15 protein-coding genes and 1 pseudogene are annotated in these 15,747 nt (G+C 69.7%); 9 read left to right on the top strand and 7 right to left on the bottom strand.

What is annotated here, in order from left to right:
- Positions 1-8 precede the first annotated feature (8 nt).
- From IE290_RS00560 to IE290_RS00550, 3 genes are read right to left on the bottom strand one after another with little or no spacing between them, the layout of a single operon-like run.
- A complete protein-coding gene (locus IE290_RS00560; protein ID WP_191242502.1) occupies positions 9-788 on the bottom strand; it encodes an enoyl-CoA hydratase/isomerase family protein in 780 nt (259 codons plus the stop codon).
- Positions 789-790: 2 nt separating this feature from the next.
- The gene (locus tag IE290_RS00555; RefSeq protein ID WP_191242501.1) at positions 791-3,229 is read right to left on the bottom strand and encodes a xanthine dehydrogenase family protein molybdopterin-binding subunit; all 2,439 of its coding nucleotides are present in this window, start codon (positions 3,227-3,229) and stop codon (positions 791-793) included.
- Between the two features lie 5 nt (positions 3,230-3,234).
- The gene (locus tag IE290_RS00550; RefSeq protein ID WP_191242500.1) at positions 3,235-4,788 is read right to left on the bottom strand and encodes a class I adenylate-forming enzyme family protein; all 1,554 of its coding nucleotides are present in this window, start codon (positions 4,786-4,788) and stop codon (positions 3,235-3,237) included.
- Between the two features lie 116 nt (positions 4,789-4,904).
- On the opposite strand from IE290_RS00550, the gene IE290_RS00545 reads away from it, so the two are divergent.
- Positions 4,905-5,477 (top strand): PadR family transcriptional regulator, encoded by a 573-nt coding sequence (locus tag IE290_RS00545; protein ID WP_191242499.1) that lies wholly within the window; start codon positions 4,905-4,907, stop codon positions 5,475-5,477.
- Between the two features lie 21 nt (positions 5,478-5,498).
- On the opposite strand, the pseudogene IE290_RS38455 reads toward IE290_RS00545, so the two are convergent.
- A pseudogene (locus IE290_RS38455) lies at positions 5,499-5,648 on the bottom strand (IS481 family transposase); the annotation flags it as partial.
- Positions 5,649-5,668: 20 nt separating this feature from the next.
- On the opposite strand from IE290_RS38455, the gene IE290_RS00540 reads away from it, so the two are divergent.
- Positions 5,669-5,947 carry a hypothetical protein gene (locus tag IE290_RS00540; protein ID WP_191242498.1) on the top strand — a complete coding sequence of 93 codons (279 nt, stop codon included), beginning with the start codon at positions 5,669-5,671 and terminating at the stop codon, positions 5,945-5,947.
- Positions 5,948-6,179: 232 nt separating this feature from the next.
- Here the strand turns inward: IE290_RS00540 and IE290_RS00535 are convergent, their stop codons facing one another.
- Positions 6,180-7,061 carry a hypothetical protein gene (locus IE290_RS00535; RefSeq protein ID WP_229873984.1) on the bottom strand — a complete coding sequence of 294 codons (882 nt, stop codon included), beginning with the start codon at positions 7,059-7,061 and terminating at the stop codon, positions 6,180-6,182.
- Between the two features lie 83 nt (positions 7,062-7,144).
- Between IE290_RS00535 and IE290_RS00530 the strand changes: the two genes are divergently transcribed.
- The 4 genes from IE290_RS00530 to IE290_RS00515 are packed head-to-tail and all read left to right on the top strand — an operon-like array spanning position 7,145 to position 12,250.
- On the top strand, positions 7,145-9,364 hold the full coding sequence (locus IE290_RS00530; RefSeq protein WP_191242497.1) for a cache domain-containing protein: 2,220 nt from the start codon (positions 7,145-7,147) through the stop codon (positions 9,362-9,364).
- A 4-nt stretch (positions 9,365-9,368) separates the two neighbouring features.
- Positions 9,369-10,730: a poly-gamma-glutamate synthase PgsB gene (gene pgsB, locus IE290_RS00525; protein ID WP_191242496.1), complete on the top strand. Its 1,362-nt coding sequence runs from the start codon at positions 9,369-9,371 to the stop codon at positions 10,728-10,730.
- Positions 10,727-11,209 carry a poly-gamma-glutamate biosynthesis protein PgsC/CapC gene (locus IE290_RS00520; RefSeq protein WP_191242495.1) on the top strand — a complete coding sequence of 161 codons (483 nt, stop codon included), beginning with the start codon at positions 10,727-10,729 and terminating at the stop codon, positions 11,207-11,209. Before pgsB ends, IE290_RS00520 begins: the two co-directional genes overlap by 4 nt.
- A gap of 9 nt (positions 11,210-11,218) precedes the next feature.
- Positions 11,219-12,250, top strand: coding sequence for an NlpC/P60 family protein (locus tag IE290_RS00515; RefSeq protein WP_191242494.1), 1,032 nt, complete (start codon positions 11,219-11,221; stop codon positions 12,248-12,250).
- Positions 12,251-12,403: 153 nt separating this feature from the next.
- Here the strand turns inward: IE290_RS00515 and IE290_RS00510 are convergent, their stop codons facing one another.
- Together IE290_RS00510 and arsM are read right to left on the bottom strand one after the other, a co-directional pair.
- A complete protein-coding gene (locus IE290_RS00510; RefSeq protein WP_191242493.1) occupies positions 12,404-12,910 on the bottom strand; it encodes a hypothetical protein in 507 nt (168 codons plus the stop codon).
- A 47-nt stretch (positions 12,911-12,957) separates the two neighbouring features.
- On the bottom strand, positions 12,958-13,770 hold the full coding sequence (gene arsM, locus IE290_RS00505; protein WP_191242492.1) for an arsenite methyltransferase: 813 nt from the start codon (positions 13,768-13,770) through the stop codon (positions 12,958-12,960).
- 97 nt (positions 13,771-13,867) lie between these two features.
- Between arsM and IE290_RS00500 the strand changes: the two genes are divergently transcribed.
- Genes IE290_RS00500 through IE290_RS00490 form a run of 3 tightly spaced genes read left to right on the top strand, consistent with a single transcriptional unit; the run spans position 13,868 to position 15,710 of the window.
- Positions 13,868-14,236: an ArsR/SmtB family transcription factor gene (locus IE290_RS00500; protein WP_191243885.1), complete on the top strand. Its 369-nt coding sequence runs from the start codon at positions 13,868-13,870 to the stop codon at positions 14,234-14,236.
- Positions 14,233-15,306 (top strand): ACR3 family arsenite efflux transporter, encoded by a 1,074-nt coding sequence (gene arsB, locus IE290_RS00495; protein ID WP_191242491.1) that lies wholly within the window; start codon positions 14,233-14,235, stop codon positions 15,304-15,306. Before IE290_RS00500 ends, arsB begins: the two co-directional genes overlap by 4 nt.
- Positions 15,303-15,710 (top strand): arsenate reductase ArsC, encoded by a 408-nt coding sequence (locus IE290_RS00490; RefSeq protein ID WP_191242490.1) that lies wholly within the window; start codon positions 15,303-15,305, stop codon positions 15,708-15,710. Before arsB ends, IE290_RS00490 begins: the two co-directional genes overlap by 4 nt.
- Positions 15,711-15,747: the final 37 nt, after the last annotated feature.

The raw sequence follows: 15,747 nt of genomic DNA, 5'->3' as shown, positions 1-15,747 counted from the left end.
GGCTCAGGTCACCGGCCCTGGAACTTCGGCGCCCGCTTCTCGGTGAACGCGGCGACACCCTCGGCGAAGTCGTTGCTGGAGCGCAGCATCGAGTACGCCTTGCGCTCCAGCTCGATGCCGGAGTACAGCGGCGCGTCCACGCCCTTGTCGAGCACCTCCTTGGCAGTGCGGGCGGCCAGCGGGGAGAACCCGAGCAGCACGCCCACGATCCGCTCCACCTCGGCGTCCAGCGCGGCACGGTCCTCGACCACGTTCGCCACCAGGCCCCAGTCCCCGGCCTGCTGCGCGTTGATCCGCGACGCGGTCATCACGTGGTACTTCGCCCGGGCGAGGCCGATCAGCCGGGCGAGGCGCTGCGTGCCGCCGGAGCCGGGGATCATGCCCAGCCGCATTTCCGGCAGCGCGAACTCGGCGCGCTTGGTCGCCACCCGGATGTCGCTGGACAGCGCGAGTTCGAGCCCGACGCCGAAGCAGTAGCCGTCGACCGCGGTGATCACCGGCTTCGGGCTGCGCGCCGGGGCGGTGACGTTGTGTCCCAGGTCGGTGAAGTCGATCGGGTCGACCTCCATGAACCCGGCGATGTCGCCGCCGGAGGAGAAGTGCTCCCCGGCAGCCTGGATCACCACGACCTTGATGTCGTCGTCGGCGTCGATCTCGGCGAACCGGTCGGCCATCACCTGACGGGTCTCCCAGGTGATGATGTTGTACTTGCCGTGATCGAGGGTCAGGTAGGCGACCCGGCCGTCGTGACCGCGGTCGAACCTGATCTCGCCTCCGGTGAGTGCCATGGTCAGTGGTTCCTTCCGTTTTCCGATGTGCTGCCGCTCAGCAGCTCGTGGAGCACGTTTCCGTGCAGGGGCAGGCTCGTGATGTCCACGCCGGCCGGGGCGAGCGCGTCCGCGACCGCGTTGGCGATCGCGACCGGCAGGCTCATGCAGCTGCCTTCACCGCAGCCCTTCGCGCCGAGCCTGGTCAGCGGGGACGGCGTTTCCAGGTGGTCGCTGTCGAGCTCGAAGGTGGTCTCGGCGCTGGTCGGGCACAGGTAGTCCATGAAGGTGGCGGTGGGCTGCCCGGCCTCGGTGTAGCGCATTTCCTCGTACAGCGCGCCGCCCAGTGCGTGTGCGAGAGCGCCGTGCACCTGGCCCTCGAGCAGGGTCGGGTTGAGGATGGTGCCGGCGTCGTGCACGGTCACCACCTGCTCGAGGTCGACCTCGCGGGTCTCCGGGTCGATCCGGACGACGGCCAGTTCGGCGACGAAGCCGTAGCACAGGCTGGAGTTGATCTGGTCGGTGCGGCTCGCCGCCTTCGACTGCGGAGGGGTGAACGCGGCCTCCTCGTACAGCCGCGCGGAGGTGCCCGCCGGCAGCGCACCGGGGTCCCAGTGCACGAGGCCGGCCGCGTGCTTGAACGGGACCGCCCTACCGGGTTCGGCCCGCAGCCGGACCTGGCCCTCAGCGAGTTCCACCTCCTCGGCCGTGACACCGAGCAGGGCGGCGCCGGCGATCTTGATGGTCTCCGCCAGCTTCTCCGCGGCCTCCACGAGCGCGCTGGTCAGCAGTGGCGCGAAGCGCGAGGAGTAGCTGCCCGAGCTGATCGTCCACGGCGTGGTGGCGGTGTCCATCTCGACGATCGGGCGCACCTGTTCCAGCGGAAGCCCGAGCTGGTCGGCGACCACCTGCTGCGCGACGGTGGCGTGGCCCTGCCCCTGCGGCACGGTACCCAGCAGCACCGAGACCAGCCCGCTGGGATCCACGCTGATCCGGACGTGCTCGGTGGAACCGGACTTGCCGCGCCCGGCCGCCCGCTGCTCGGCCGGAGTGGCCAGGCCGACGTAGCCGATGTTGGTCGCGGACGGGTCGACGATGGTGGCCACGCCGACACCGAGGTACTCGCCGCGCGCCCGCGCTTCCCGCTGCTTCTCACGCAGGGCCTGGTAGTCCGCGTTCTTCACGACCATGTCCAGCGCGCGGTGGTAGTCGCCGGAATCGTAGATGCCGCCGCTCGGCGTGGCGTACGGGAAGTCCTCGTGCCGCACGAAGTTCCGCTTGCGGAGCTCGACCGGGTCCAGGCCGCAGGTCTGGGCGACCTTGTCCATCAGCCGCTCCAGGCCGAAGTACAGCTGCTGCCCGCCGAAGCCGCGGTTGAGCCCGGTGGGCGTCTTGTTCGTGACGACGGCACGCGAACGGATCTGGACGGCGTCGATCTTGTAGGCGCCGGTGATGTTGCCGAAGCAGCGGTACAGCGTGCTGGGTTCCGGCGGGCGCAGGTAGGCACCCACGTTGTCCACCAGGTCGGCGCGCAACGCCTGCACCGTGCCGTCGGCCGAGACGGCGGCCTCGAACCACATGGCCCGGTCGGATCCGGCGGAGCTCGCCAGCATGTGCTCGATGCGATCCTCGGTCCAGCGCACCGGCCTGCCCGCGTACTTGCTCGCCAGCGCCATCAGCGCGACGTAGGGGTAGATGCCCGCCTTGATGCCGAAGCTGCCACCGTTGTCGGCCGGGATCATCAGCCGGATCCGCGACGCGGGCAGGCCGAAGGCGCCGGCCAGCACCGCCACCATCGAGAACGGGCCGTGGAAGTTCGCCCAGGCCTGGATGGCCGGTCCGTCCACTTCGTCCTGCCACTCGGCGACGACCGCGTAGCACTCCATCGGCGTGGACGAGTAACGCGGGAAGTGGTACTCGCCCTTCACCACGTGATCGGCCTTGGCGAACGCGCCGTCCACGTCGCCGAAGGTGAAGGTCCGGTCGGTCGCGACGTTGCCGTCCGCGTCGTCGTGCAGCCGCGGCGCGTCCGGCAGGAGCGCCTTCTCCACGTCGACCACCGGCGGCAGCGGCTCGTAGTCGATCTCGACGAGTTCCGCGGCGTCCTCGGCGAGATACCGGTCGGCGGCGACCACGACCGCGACCGGTTCGCCCACGAAACGCACCTTGTCCGTCGCCGTCGGGTAGTACGGCATGGGCGCTTTGAGCGCCAGCGGGAACGGGCGCAGGGTCGCCTTGACCTCCTCGGGGCCGATCACCGCAGCGACCCCGGGATGCCGTCGCGCGCGCTCGAGGTCGACCCGGCGGATCCGGGCGTGCGGGTGCGGGCTGCGCACCACCGCCGCGGTCAGCGTGCCCGGCAGCGGGTCCATGTCGTCGAGGAACCTGCCGCGGCCGGTGAGCAGCGCGGGGTCCTCGACCCGCGCCGTCCTCCTGCCCGGCGTGCCGGCGACTGCGGTCATTCGGCTCACCTGCCTGTTTCTGCGGCGCTGTCGGACAACGCGCGGTAGTTACCGGAGCTCAGTTCGCGGCGGAGGACTTTGCCCACCGCTGATTTGGGAATGGTCTCCACGGCGACGAACCGTTTGGGGCGCTTCAGCGACGGCAGTCCGGACTGCTCGCGGGCGAAGGCTTCCAGCACCTCCGTCGCGTGCTCGGGGGTCATGCCCTCACCCGGGACGAAGAACGCGGTGGCGGCCTGACCCCACCTGTCGTCGGCCATGCCGACCACGACCAGTTCGCGCACCGCCGCGCAGCGGATCAGCGCGTCCTCGATCTCGTCCGGGTAGATGTTCTCGCCACCGGAGTTGATCATGTCGTCGACCCGGCCCGCCACCCAGAGGTCCCCGTCCTCGTCGGCGATCGCCAGGTCGCCCGGGAAGTACCAGCCGTCGCGGATGGACCTGGCGTCGGCGTCGGGGCGGTGCCAGTACCCGGCGAACGCCTCGGGGCTGGACATCGAGATGGCGATCTGGCCCTGCTCCCCCGGCCCGACCTCCGCATCCGGCGTCGCGGCGGGATCCGGGTCCACCAGCCGGACCCGGGAGAACACACCCGCGCGGCCCGCCGACCCCGGCTTCGCGATCACGTCCGGACCGACGGTGAAGGTGTAGATCTCGGTGCTGCCGAAGTGGTTGACGAAGGACTCCGGTTCCAGCGCGCCGGCGAGTTGCTCGGCCAGTGCCGGGGTCATCGACGAGCCCGCGTAGGCCAGTCTGCGCACGGTCCGCGCCTCGGGCAGCCGGCCGGTGCGCACCAGCGACCAGTAGATCGTCGGCACCAGGTACAGGGAACCGATCTTCTCGCCGGTGATGAGCTCGAGCGCCTCGTCCGCGTCGAACCTCACCTGCGGTACCCAGGTTCCCGCGCCGACCAGGGTGGCCAGCAGGGTACGCAACCCCATGGTGTGGAACAGCGGCATCACGCCCAGCGTCGCGTCGAAGCGGGACTGTCCACTCTGGATCAGGTGCGCGACCGCCGCGTAGTGCTCCGCGGAGTGCGTGCGCGGTACGCCCTTCGGCTTCCCGGTGGTGCCCGAGGTGTAGAGCATGACGCTGATGTCCTGGCCGGACACCCGGACGTTCGGGGAGCCGCTCGGCTGGCGCAGGGCGAGGCGCTCGACGGTGTCCTCGTCCGGCGGGCCGGAGGCGATCCGGGGCACCGGGGGCAGCTCGGCCAGCGCCTCGTCCGCGAGAGCGGCGGTCGAGGCGTCAGTGATCACGAGGGCGGGCTCGGCGTCGGCGACGCAGTAGGCGAATTCGGGCGGCGCGAACCGGAAGGACAGCGGCACCGAGACGGCACCGAGTTTCTGCGCGGCCAGGTGCAGGCTGGCCAGCGGTTCGCCGCCGGCGAGCGAGAGCACCACGCGCTGGCCGGGCCGGACACCGAGCGCGACCAGCGCGCGTGCCAGGCGGTCGGTGTGCGCGTCCCATTCGGCGTAGGTCATGGGGGTTCGGCCACCCACCGCGCGGCGCCCGGGATAACGCTCCGCCGTCCAGCGCAGAACCGTGCCCAGATCCATGACCGTCCCTCCATCGCGACCGTGAGCGTGCCGAGCAGAGCTAACCGTCCGTAACAAACGATATGAGACCGACCATCTGTTTCGGACGGTTGAGAACCTACGGTATGGTTCGGAGCATGTCAACGGTTCGGCTGTCGACGACGTCGTACGTGGTGCTCGGCATGATCGCGCTGCGCGGTCCGTCCACGTCCTACGACCTCAAGCGCGCGATCGGCCGGTCAGTGGGGTACTTCTGGAACTTCCCGCACGCGCAGCTGTACTCGGAGCCCAAGCGCCTCGAGGAGGCCGGCCTGCTGGAACTCGACGAGGAGGACTCGGGGCGCCGGCGCAAGACGTTCTCGATCACCGATGCCGGCCGCAAGGCGCTGCGCGACTGGATGGCCGAGCCGGTCAACGAGCACTTCGAGCTGCGTGACGTCGCGGAGATCAAGCTCTTCTTCAGCGAGCTGGCCGGACCCGACGACGTCGCGCGGCTGGCGAAGGAGCAGGTCTTGCAGCACGAGCGCAGAATCGCCGAGTACGAGGAGATGCAGCGCCGCTTCGGCCACATTGAAGAGGTCGCCGGCCGGATGATCACCCTGGAACTCGGGTTGGGCATGGAGTACGCCGCCCTCGAGTTCTGGCGCCGCGTACGCGAGCGCGCGGACCGCGGCGAGTTCAAGACCGAAAAGCGCCCACCGCAGGACTAGCTGCATGAGGCTGTGACGCCGGTGGAGCCGGGTGACCGGTGGCTGATCTCCGGCAGCAGTGTGTGGTCGATGGTAGTTGTAGTGGATGTTCCCGACCGCTAGCGCCTCGGTGCGTTCGCGCTCGTTGGGCCAGACCCGGGCGTAGAGGAACTCTTCGGCCAGGATCCGGTTGCAGAGCCGACGATGCTGCCGTGGCGACCGGACAGATCTTGGCGCGCGAAGCCGCCGTGACGGCGCGAGTCCTGATCATCGGTGGCCACGAGTCGACGGCCAACAGAATCGCGCTGTCGGCGGCCTCCTTCGTCCAGCGCCCCAAGCAGCTCGCTCTGCTGCGCAAGGCGGAAGATCCGAAGGTCATCGCGCCCGCCGTCGAGGAGCTGCTGCGGTACCACCCCATCGCCCACTGGGGAATACCGCCGAGGCCGAGCAGGGCCTCGCCGTGTGGCGAGAGTCGCAGTTGGGATCCATGACTTCGTCGACCAGGAGTACCCCGCCCAGCGACGGGAGATCCACGAGATCCCGCCAGTGCACTTGCACCAAGGCAGCCTCGTCCCCCGGCGAGATCAGAGTGTCCGTGATCGGCTCACGCCAGACCTCCGCCCGCGGCGTGGACATCATCGCCACCTCCGACGAAGTCGATGAGCTCCTCTCCTTCGCCCTGTGGCGGTGACGCCCGAGGAACTTCCCCAGCGGCTCACGACACTAGCGGAACGCGCCCAATGCCTTGACGAGCGCGGCTTGACGCTCGGCGCTTTCCCGGACCGTGCGGTTGGTTTCCAGGTGCAGAAATGGCGTCTGAAGTTCAGCCGCGAGGCGTCCCTGGACGTTCGTCTTTCCCTCGAGGTCACTGCAGGAGTCTGTCCACGAGCGACAGATCGTGAAGCCTGCGTCTTCCAGTGCGGTCGCGGTTGCACGGTGCGCATCGGTGGCTTTCCCCGCGCCAGGGGAGATGATGATGTCTTTGTCGGGCAACGATGCGTCGTCGAAGCCGTGGATTTGCAGCTGCGGCAGGTTTTTGCGCATGAGTTCCGCGGCCAGCGCATGAAAGACGGAATCTTCGCGGTGAGCCACGTCGGCGGCACGGCCGCCCGCTCGGCGGTGCGCGCCGGCCATGAGGAGGACCGATCCGGGTTGTTGCCGGTAGAGGGCGATGCCGGTGTTCTCGGTGTGCAGGTCGGAGTTCGGGTGCGGTACTTCGACCACCAGTCGCGGGGTGTCCTCGTCGGCGAGGTAGAAGCCCCAGCCACGTTCGTCGCCGGGCCGGCTCGCCACGAGTGTGTAACGACGATTGGTCACGAGATCTGTTCCTCGTGTGGTGGCGAACCCCAGGCGGCCGAGTTTTTCCCCATCGGCTCCTGGGTGGTGATTTTCCAGTACCGCGAGGATTCCTGTCGCAGCGTCGTCACGCTCGGCAGTGGTCGGGGCGCGGTAGGGCGCCCTCGGCGACAGACCTGCGGCTAACTCACTCACGCGGGTGAGCAGGTCGGGTTCCGTGCTCGGAGCGGAGTTTTGGCCTCCGCAAGCGGCGAGTGAAGCGGCCGCACCGGCGATGAGCAGAGCGCGACGGGTCATTTTCGGGGCCACCGCACGGATCCTAGCGGGACGCAAGAGTGACCCTAGTCACACTCGTTCGTGTAACGGGTGACGTAACACCCTCGATTTTGGTTGTGACGGTCCCCGAGGTGAGGCCGCCGAAGCACATCATTTTAGGGATCCGGAACAGGGTGGGCACAAAACTCAAGAACGCCGCTGCGGTGCGCCTGGCGCGCCGGCTGCCCGAAGGACGGTTTCCCTCGGGTGTGGCGGCGCCGAGCATCGTGGTGATCGCGTTGCTCGTGGTCTTGACCATGCTGACCGCGTTCCTCATGCGGGTGCCGGCGGACCCCGGCCCACCCGCGGCGGCCGTCGATGCGCAACAGCGTCTGACCACATCGGTCGCGACCGCGATCGCCGCCTCGGCGGCGGAAGCTTCGGGGGATCTGCGCACGCTCGCGGCGCGCGGCACTGATCTCGACCAGGATCTTCCCAGCGTCCTGGACACACATGCGTCCTGGCGCGGGTTGGCTGTTCTCGGCCCGGATCGTGCCGCGGTGGCCTCCGCCGGACGCCCACTGCAGCTGGCAGCCCTCCCCCAGGTCCTCACCGGGCCCGTGCTGGTGCCGCTCGCCGCGGACGGCCGGCTGCCGGTGCTGCTGGCCGTTCCCGCCGGGGAAGGTCGTGTGCTGGCCGCAGCGGTGGACCTGCGGCCGCTGGACGTGGACCTCGACCCGACGGCGGGCGAGACGCTGACGTTCGGCAACACCAGTGGCACGGTTCTGCTGTCGCGAGGCGCCGCGTCATCAGAGCTGAGCGAGACGAACCGATCGGCCCTGCAAACGGCTCTCCGGTCCGCGGCGACGAACCACCAAGGCACGACGCAGGTGGGCACGGACATGCTCCTCGCCTACGCCCCCGTCAACTCCGACCGTTTCTCGGCGCCGCTGGGCATCGGCGTCGCGACGCTGATGCACGTGCCCGACGAGGCAGTCCCTTCCCGGTGGACCGGTCTCCTGGCGGCCGTCGTGCTGGCGGGCGTGACACTGCTGGTGGCCGCGCTGTTGGTCGGTGCGCTCGTGCTTCCCGTGCGCCGGCTGCGGGGCAGCGCGCTCGCGGTCGCCTCGGGCTCGCTGAACGCGGAAATCCGCGACGGCGGGCCCCGCGAGATCCGCACCATCACCACATCGCTGCGACAACTGCGCACTCTCCTGCGCGGCCGCGACGGGACCCGCCAGGCCGAGCCGGGAAAGGGTATCCCGGCGACCGTGGCGGTCGCGCTCGCCAGCGTGGTGGTCCTGGGCTGGTCGGCGTGGCTGCTGGCCGCGTTCGGCGGCGCGGACGCGGAGGTGCCCGAATCCGTGCTGCGCGCCGAACGCCTGCAAACCGCCATCACCACCCAGGGAGTTCAGCGCAGCCTGAACGACGCCGTCACCGACATCCGCGGCGTCGCCGCTGTGGCGACCGGCGATCCCGCGGCGGTGAAGCCGATGCTCGACGCGATGGTCACCGGGCATCCCCGCTACCGCAGCGCCTACCTGGCCGACGCCTCCGGCAACGTCCTCGCCCGGGCAGGCCGCGAGCCGATGCGCGGCACCGGCCCCACGCCCAGCGAGCCGAGCCTCACGCAGCAGAACACGAGCGGGAGGCTCCCGATCGTCTACGCCAGCGCCCCGATCACCGGCCGCGACACCACGCTGGTCGCCGAACTCGATGTGGATCATCTGATCACGTTGCTGCACCGGGGAACCGGGCAAGTGCGGCTGGTCGACGAGGCCTGGCGCACGATCGCCTCCACCCGCGGCTACCTGGCGTTCGAGACCGTGGACGAACCGGTCCTGAGCGAAGCCGCCGGGCGGACCCGTGGCCGCGCCGTCAGCACGATCGGCGAAGTCGGGGGATCACGCGCCGTAGCCACCGTCGAACCCGTCACCGGCGACTACTCCAGCAGCCTGAACTGGACGGTCGTGCAACACCAACGGGCCGGCGACCTGTCGCTGGCGGGCAACGACATCCGGCGCGGAGCTCAGCTCGTCGCCCTCCTGGGCATCGGGATCGCCGCACTGTCGTTCGGCTGGCACTACTTCGTGGTCGTCGCGCCGCTGCGCCGGGTCGCGCGTATCTCCACCCGCGTGGCCGGCGAGCACGGGCGCGGCGAGGTCGTCTACCCCGAACGCGCGGACCAGATCGGCACGATCGCCAGCTGCCTGGAAATCTGCCGCCAAGCCCTCGACGACAACCGGCGCCTGGGCCGTGACCGCCGCCCCCGCGGCGCCGCCACCGACGCCACGCGCCGGATGAAACCCGCCCAGCGCCCCCGCCGCCAGGAAACGACTGCCGGACAAGGACTCTGAAGCGTTGATCTTCCTGTACTGCGTGTACGTCCTGGGCTGCCTCGCACTCCTGACCGCCGGCATCATCGAGCAGAAGCGGCACCTGCGCACCCTGCACGCCATCGGAGAACGGGTGCTGGTCAACGGCATCCGCGGCAAGAGCTCCATCACCCGGCTCATCGCCGGTGCGCTGCGCGGCGGCGGGCTCGTCACGGTCGCCAAGACCACCGGCACCGCCGCCCGGTTCATCCACCCCGACGCCTCCGAAGAGCCGGTGTTCCGCAAGTTCGGCATCGCGAACGTCGTCGAGCAGATCGGCATCGTCCGCCGCGCCGCCGCCTACCGCCCGGACGTGCTCGTCATCGAATGCATGGCCGTCATGCCCGACCTGCAGGAGATCAACCAGACCAAGCTGATCCGCTCCACCATCGGCGTGCTGTGCAACGTCCGCGAGGACCACCTCGCCGAGATGGGACCCACCCTCGACGACGTCGCCCGCTCCCTGTCCCGGTCCATGCCGGTCGGCGGGATTTGTGTCACCGCCGAGCGCGACCGCTTCGACATCCTCGAAGAGGAAGCCGCGCGCCGCGACTGCGAGCTCATCCTCGTCGACCCCGAGTCGGTCACCGACGAAGAGATGGCCGGGTTCACCTGGATCACGTTCAAGGAGAACGTCGCCATCGCACTGGCCGTCGCCGACCTGCTCGGCGTGAACCGGCGCCTCGCGCTCGAGGGCATGTGGGCCGCACCCCCGGACCCCGGCGTGCTGTCGGTCGAACACCGCCTCGTCGACGGGCAGCGGGTGCAGGTCGCGAACGTGTTCGCCGCCAACGACCCCGAATCCACCCTGATGAACATCGAGCGGCTGCTCGATCAAGGCGCGATCGGGCGGCCGCTGCACGTCGTCATCAACTGCCGGCCCGACCGCGTCGAACGCAACGGCCAGATGGGCGCCCTGATCGAACGCATTGATCCCGACCGCGTGGTGCTCATCGGCGAACCCACTCGAAGCGCCCGCGTCACCATCGCCGACAGCCATGCCGACCGCGTCCGCGACGTCGGCGGCAAACGCTCTCCGGAGGAGGTCCTCGCCGCCATCACCGACGGCACCACCGGCCCGGTGTCACTCGTGGCCATCGGCAACATCCACGGCCAAGGCGAACTCCTGCTCGAGCACCTCGCCGACTACGAACTGCTCCCCAGCGCCGGACCCCAGCGTGCCGAACCCCAGCGTCCAGGGGGCACGCGGCGTCACGAACCGCCGCAACGCCCCCGCCCGCCGGCCCGGCTGCCACTGTCCGACCAGCCCACCCGGCGGCTGCCACTGTCCGACCAGCCCACTCGGCGCCTGCAGCGACCCGTACCACCACCACGGAGACAACGATGATCGAAGGACAGCTGCTCCCGCAGGCCGCGGCGCTCGGCCTGGCCGTCGGCCTGCTGTTCTCCCTGGGCTGCTACCTCGTCTCCAACCTGTCCCCCGGCGGCATGATCACCCCCGGCTGGCTCGCGCTGACCATCCTCGAGGACTACCGTCGCGCCGCGATCGTCGTCCTCAGCACCGCCATCGCCTACGGCGGAACCCTTCTCCTGCAACGCGTCACCATCCTCTATGGCAAACGCCTCTTCGCCGCCGTCGTCCTGCTCGGCGTCTTGGTGCAAACCACGCTCTTCCTGGTCATCCTTCGCGACTATCCCCTGCTGTTCGCGCACCAGACGCTCGGGTTCGTCGTCCCCGGCCTCATCGCCTATCAGCTCGTGCGCCAGCCCGTGGGCGCCACCGTCATCGCCACCACCTCGGTGTCCGCAGCCAGTTACGGAGTCCTCGCCAGCGGCGTGCTCTCCGGCCTCGTCCCTCTCCTGTAACGGAAAGCCATGCCCCTCTCCCGAGCCAACCGCCGCGCCTCCACACCCATCCGCGTCGCCGTCCTCGCCGTCGTCATCGCCGTATCCAGCGCGTCGGCCGTCTACTTCGCCCGAAGCAGCGACGCCGCACGCATCTCCGTCGTCAGCCAGCCCGCGGCCCAGGGCAGCGAGTTCACCATCGTCCGGCGGGAACAGCCGGCCCGCACCGTCATCACCGATGCCGGCGGCAACGTCCTGGCCACCTTCACCGACGGCTCCCAAACCGCCGTCCTCAAGGGACCCCAGCGCACGTTCGCCGACCCCCGCTTCTCCACCGCCACCGTCACCACCACCGCGTGGGTCCGCCTCCTGCCCCAAGCCTGGACCGCCGAATCCGTGCACGCCCCGTGGTTCGGCACCTGGTTCGACACCGCACTGAGCAACAGCCGGCCCGACGTCCTCGCCATCGCCACCGACTACCTCGACGGCGCCCCCACCCGCACCGACGCCAAGAACGTCGCCTACGCGGGCGACGCCGCCTTCGGCCCCGAAATCGGCACCGGCAAAGGCCGTGACGAACGCTCCGACTTCTACGACTACCTCGGTCAGGACTGGGACTTCCCCGACACCTCGACCCAGCACGCCGACCCCAGCCGCTACCGCATGGTCGACTGCTCCGGCTTCGTCCGCCTCGTCTACGGCTACCGATCCGGCATCCCGCTGCGCGGCACCAACACCCCCGGCGTCGGCCTTCCCCGCCGTGCCTGGGCCATCGCCGAATACGGCCAGGGCACCGTCGTCATCCCCAACACCAACCAACGCGCCACCGACTACAACGCACTCCAGCCAGGAGACCTGGTCTTCTTCAACATCGACCCCTACCTCGGCGACCAGATCGACCACACCGGCATCTACCTCGGCCTCGACTCCACCGGGCACCACCGCTTCATGTCCAGCCGCGCGAAAGCCAACGGCCCCACCCTCGGCGACCTAGGAGGCACCTCCCTCCTCGACGACGGCGGCTACTACTCCCAAGCCCTCCGCGCCGCCCGACGCCTCTGACGCGGTTAGGAGCAGTGGTTGCCGCCGGGCAGCGTTACCGTCGGTGGGATGCCGCCGGCTTCGGTGATCACCTGCGTTTGTAGCCAGCGCGAGTTCGGTCGACCAGGCTCGGCCCGGTTACCGGCCGCCTTTGAGCGCCCGGACATGCCACCCTCACCGCGCGCAAGCCGATCCGGTGGGCACCCAGAAACCGCTGGGCCGGACGTGCACTTCCGGTTCACCGTCACCGGGTTCGACGTCCTGTCCATCGGCCCGTGGCTGGGCACCACGCCGAGCATGCTCGTCCTCGACGGAAGCGGCCACCGGGCCGCGATCGACGCCGGCAAGCCCGACCAGCGCTGCATGTTCACCACTATCGACGGCGGCACACTGACTTGGCCCGACGGCACCCGCGAGCGGGTGGACACCATCATCCTGGCCATCGGGTTCCGCCCCGGCCTGCCCGGCGGTGAGATGCATCCCGGCTGCGAGCTCAGCGTCGGCGGCGCAGTCGAGACTGCGGTGCAGAGCCCGCGCCACCTGGTGGCCGGACAGCATGTGGAACACCAGTTGACGGTTAGTCGACCGGGTGCCGCGGGACGGCCGGCGCAAGTAGTCGACCGTCATGGCGGCCAGCGGTGTGTGGAAGGTGGCACAGCCGCGTTCCCACTGCTCGTTCACGGCTCGCCGGTCCATGGCCTGCGTGACACCGCCAGCCGGAGGCCGTCTCAGCCGCAGCACCCGCCCTCGGTGGAACTGACCAGCGGCAGCTCCCTCCTCACGACCGCATCCTCCGGCTTGGTCGCGCGGACGATCGCCGAGTGCATGTTCTCGGCCGCTTCGTGCGTCGGGGTGATCTCGATGCCGGTGAACCCGGCCTCGGCCAGACCCGCCCGGTACTCCGCGAACGACAGCGCCCCGGCGATGCAGCCGGTGTACTCGCCGCGCTCGGCCCGCTCGGCGGCGGTCAGCTGGTCCTCGGCCACCACGTCGGAGATGCCGAGGCGCCCGCCGGGCTTGAGCACCCGGAACATCTCGGCGAACACCGCGGGCTTGTCCACCGACAGGTTGATCACGCAGTTGGAGATGATCACGTCGACCCGGTTCGCCGGGAGGGGGATCGCCTCGATGTGCCCCTTGAGGAAGTCCACGTTCGTCGCGCCGGCCTTTTCGGCGTTGGCCTGCGCGAGCGCGAGCATTTCCTCGGTCATGTCCAGTCCGTACACCTTGCCCGCCGGGCCGACGCGCCGCGCCGACAGCAGCACGTCGATGCCACCGCCGGAGCCCAGGTCGAGCACGGTCTCACCCTCGCGCAGCTCCGCCACGGCCAGCGGATTGCCGCAGCCGAGACTGGCCAGCACCGCCTCCGCCGGCAACGACGACCGCTCCCCCTCGTCGTACAAGCCGCCAGTCAGGTCAGGCACCTCGCTGGAGCATCCGCCGCCGCAACACGACGCCACCGCTCCCGTACTCACCCGCACCGCGGCCTGCGCGTAGCGCTCACGCACTTGTTCACGCAGCTCCCGTGCCTGCTCGCTCATCTGGAACACCTCCACGCCCGAGGATCGATGCATACCGATGAACACCCTGCGCCTTGGATCGATGGACGTCAAGATAGAAGTTTGTTTAGATAGGGACATGTCGAAACAGCTGCCGCTCGTCGACACTGGGACCGAGTGCTGCTCGCCACTGGTGCGCGAGCCGTTGTCCGAGTCGCAGGCCGCGGACCTGGCGAAGGTGTTCAAGGCCGTGGGCGACCCGGTGCGGCTGCGCCTGTTGTCGCTGATCGCCTCCCACGACGGCGGCGAAGCCTGCGTCTGCGACCTGACCGACGCGTTCGAGCTGACCGGCCCGACGATCTCGCACCACCTCAAGGTGCTGCGCGAGTCCGGCCTGATCACCGGCGAGCGGCGCGGCACCTGGATCTACTACCGCGTGCAGCCCGAGACGCTGGCCCGCCTGTCCGCCGTCCTCACCCCCGCCGAAGGCTCGGTGGTGACCGCGTGACCACCACCGCGACGTCGGCCGGTGTCGTCGGGAAGCTGTCCACGCTGGACCGGTTCCTGCCGGTGTGGATCGGCGCGGCGATGGTCTTCGGGTTGCTGGCCGGGCGCTGGATCCCGGGCCTGGAGACCGGACTCAACGCCGTGGCCGTCGACGGGATCTCGCTGCCGATCGCGCTCGGGCTGCTGGCGATGATGTACCCGGTGCTGGCCAAGGTCCGCTACGACCGGCTGGACTCGGTCACCCGCGACCGGAAACTGCTCTGGCTCTCGCTGCTGCTGAACTGGCTGGTCGGCCCGGCGCTGATGTTCGCGCTGGCCTGGCTGCTGCTGCCGGACCTGCCCGAGTACCGCACTGGCCTGATCATCGTCGGTCTCGCGCGGTGCATCGCCATGGTCATCATCTGGAACGACCTCGCCTGCGGCGACCGCGAAGCCGCCGCGGTGCTCGTCGCGCTCAACTCGGTGTTCCAGGTGATCATGTTCGGCGTGCTCGGCTGGTTCTACCTGTCGGTGCTACCAGGGTGGCTCGGCCTGGACACCGCCACGCTGAGCGTGTCCGGCTGGCAGATCGCGAAGTCCACACTGATCTTCCTCGGCATCCCGCTCGTCGCCGGCTACCTCACCCGCCGCCTCGGCGAACACGCCAAGGGCCGCGACTGGTACGAAACCCGGTTCCTGCCGCGCATCGGGCCGATCGCCCTCTACGGGCTGCTGTTCACGATCGTCGTCCTGTTCGCCCTGCAGGGCGGCCAGATCATCAGCCGCCCGCTCGACGTCGCCCGCATCGCACTGCCTCTGTTGGTCTACTTCGGACTCATGTGGGCCGGCTCCTACGCCCTCGGCAAAACCATCGGCCTGAACTACGAGCGCACCACCACGCTCGCCTTCACCGCCGCCGGCAACAACTTCGAACTCGCCATCGCCGTCGCCATCGCGACCTTCGGCGCCACCAGCGGCCAAGCCCTCGCCGGGGTCGTCGGCCCGCTCATCGAAGTGCCCGTGCTCGTCGCGCTCGTCTACGTCTCACTCGCCCTGCGCCGCCGATTCACCACAACGGAGATCGCCCGATGACCACACCCGAAGTCCTCTTCGTCTGCGTCCACAACGCCGGCCGCTCCCAGATGGCCGCCGCCCTGCTCGAACACCACGCCGCCGGACGCGTCACCGTCCGCTCCGCCGGCTCCGCCCCCGCCGACACCATCAACCCCGCCGTCGTCGAAGCCATGAACGAGATCGGCCTCGACCTGTCCAAGGAATTCCCCAAACCGCTGACCACCGAGGCCGTGCAGGCGGCCGATGTCGTGATCACCATGGGCTGCGGCGACGCCTGCCCGGTCTTCCCCGGCAAGCGCTATCTCGACTGGCAACTCGACGACCCCGCCGGCAAGGGCGTCGACGCGGTACGCCCCATCCGCGACGACATCGACCGGCGGGTGCGGGCACTCCTCAACGAGTTGGTACCTACCTCCGCCTGAGAGTGCCGGACATGGGGTGCTCCCGGTTCTGGCTCGG

This window comes from Amycolatopsis deserti, assembly GCF_014653945.1.
Lineage (GTDB): Bacteria > Actinomycetota > Actinomycetes > Mycobacteriales > Pseudonocardiaceae > Amycolatopsis_E > Amycolatopsis_E deserti.
Note: the sequence above shows the minus strand (reverse complement) of the source record. Positions and strands in the feature narration are given on the sequence as shown.

Coding starts and splice junctions, on each gene's coding strand:
- arsM (WP_191242492.1), bottom strand. CDS start 13,770: ATGAGCGAGCAGGCACGGGAGCTGCGTGAACAAGTGCGTGAGCGCTAC.
- IE290_RS00515 (WP_191242494.1), top strand. CDS start 11,219: ATGCCCCTCTCCCGAGCCAACCGCCGCGCCTCCACACCCATCCGCGTC.
- IE290_RS00520 (WP_191242495.1), top strand. CDS start 10,727: ATGATCGAAGGACAGCTGCTCCCGCAGGCCGCGGCGCTCGGCCTGGCC.
- IE290_RS00490 (WP_191242490.1), top strand. CDS start 15,303: ATGACCACACCCGAAGTCCTCTTCGTCTGCGTCCACAACGCCGGCCGC.
- IE290_RS00555 (WP_191242501.1), bottom strand. CDS start 3,229: ATGACCGCAGTCGCCGGCACGCCGGGCAGGAGGACGGCGCGGGTCGAG.
- IE290_RS00560 (WP_191242502.1), bottom strand. CDS start 788: ATGGCACTCACCGGAGGCGAGATCAGGTTCGACCGCGGTCACGACGGC.
- IE290_RS00500 (WP_191243885.1), top strand. CDS start 13,868: ATGTCGAAACAGCTGCCGCTCGTCGACACTGGGACCGAGTGCTGCTCG.
- IE290_RS00545 (WP_191242499.1), top strand. CDS start 4,905: ATGTCAACGGTTCGGCTGTCGACGACGTCGTACGTGGTGCTCGGCATG.
- IE290_RS00550 (WP_191242500.1), bottom strand. CDS start 4,788: ATGGATCTGGGCACGGTTCTGCGCTGGACGGCGGAGCGTTATCCCGGG.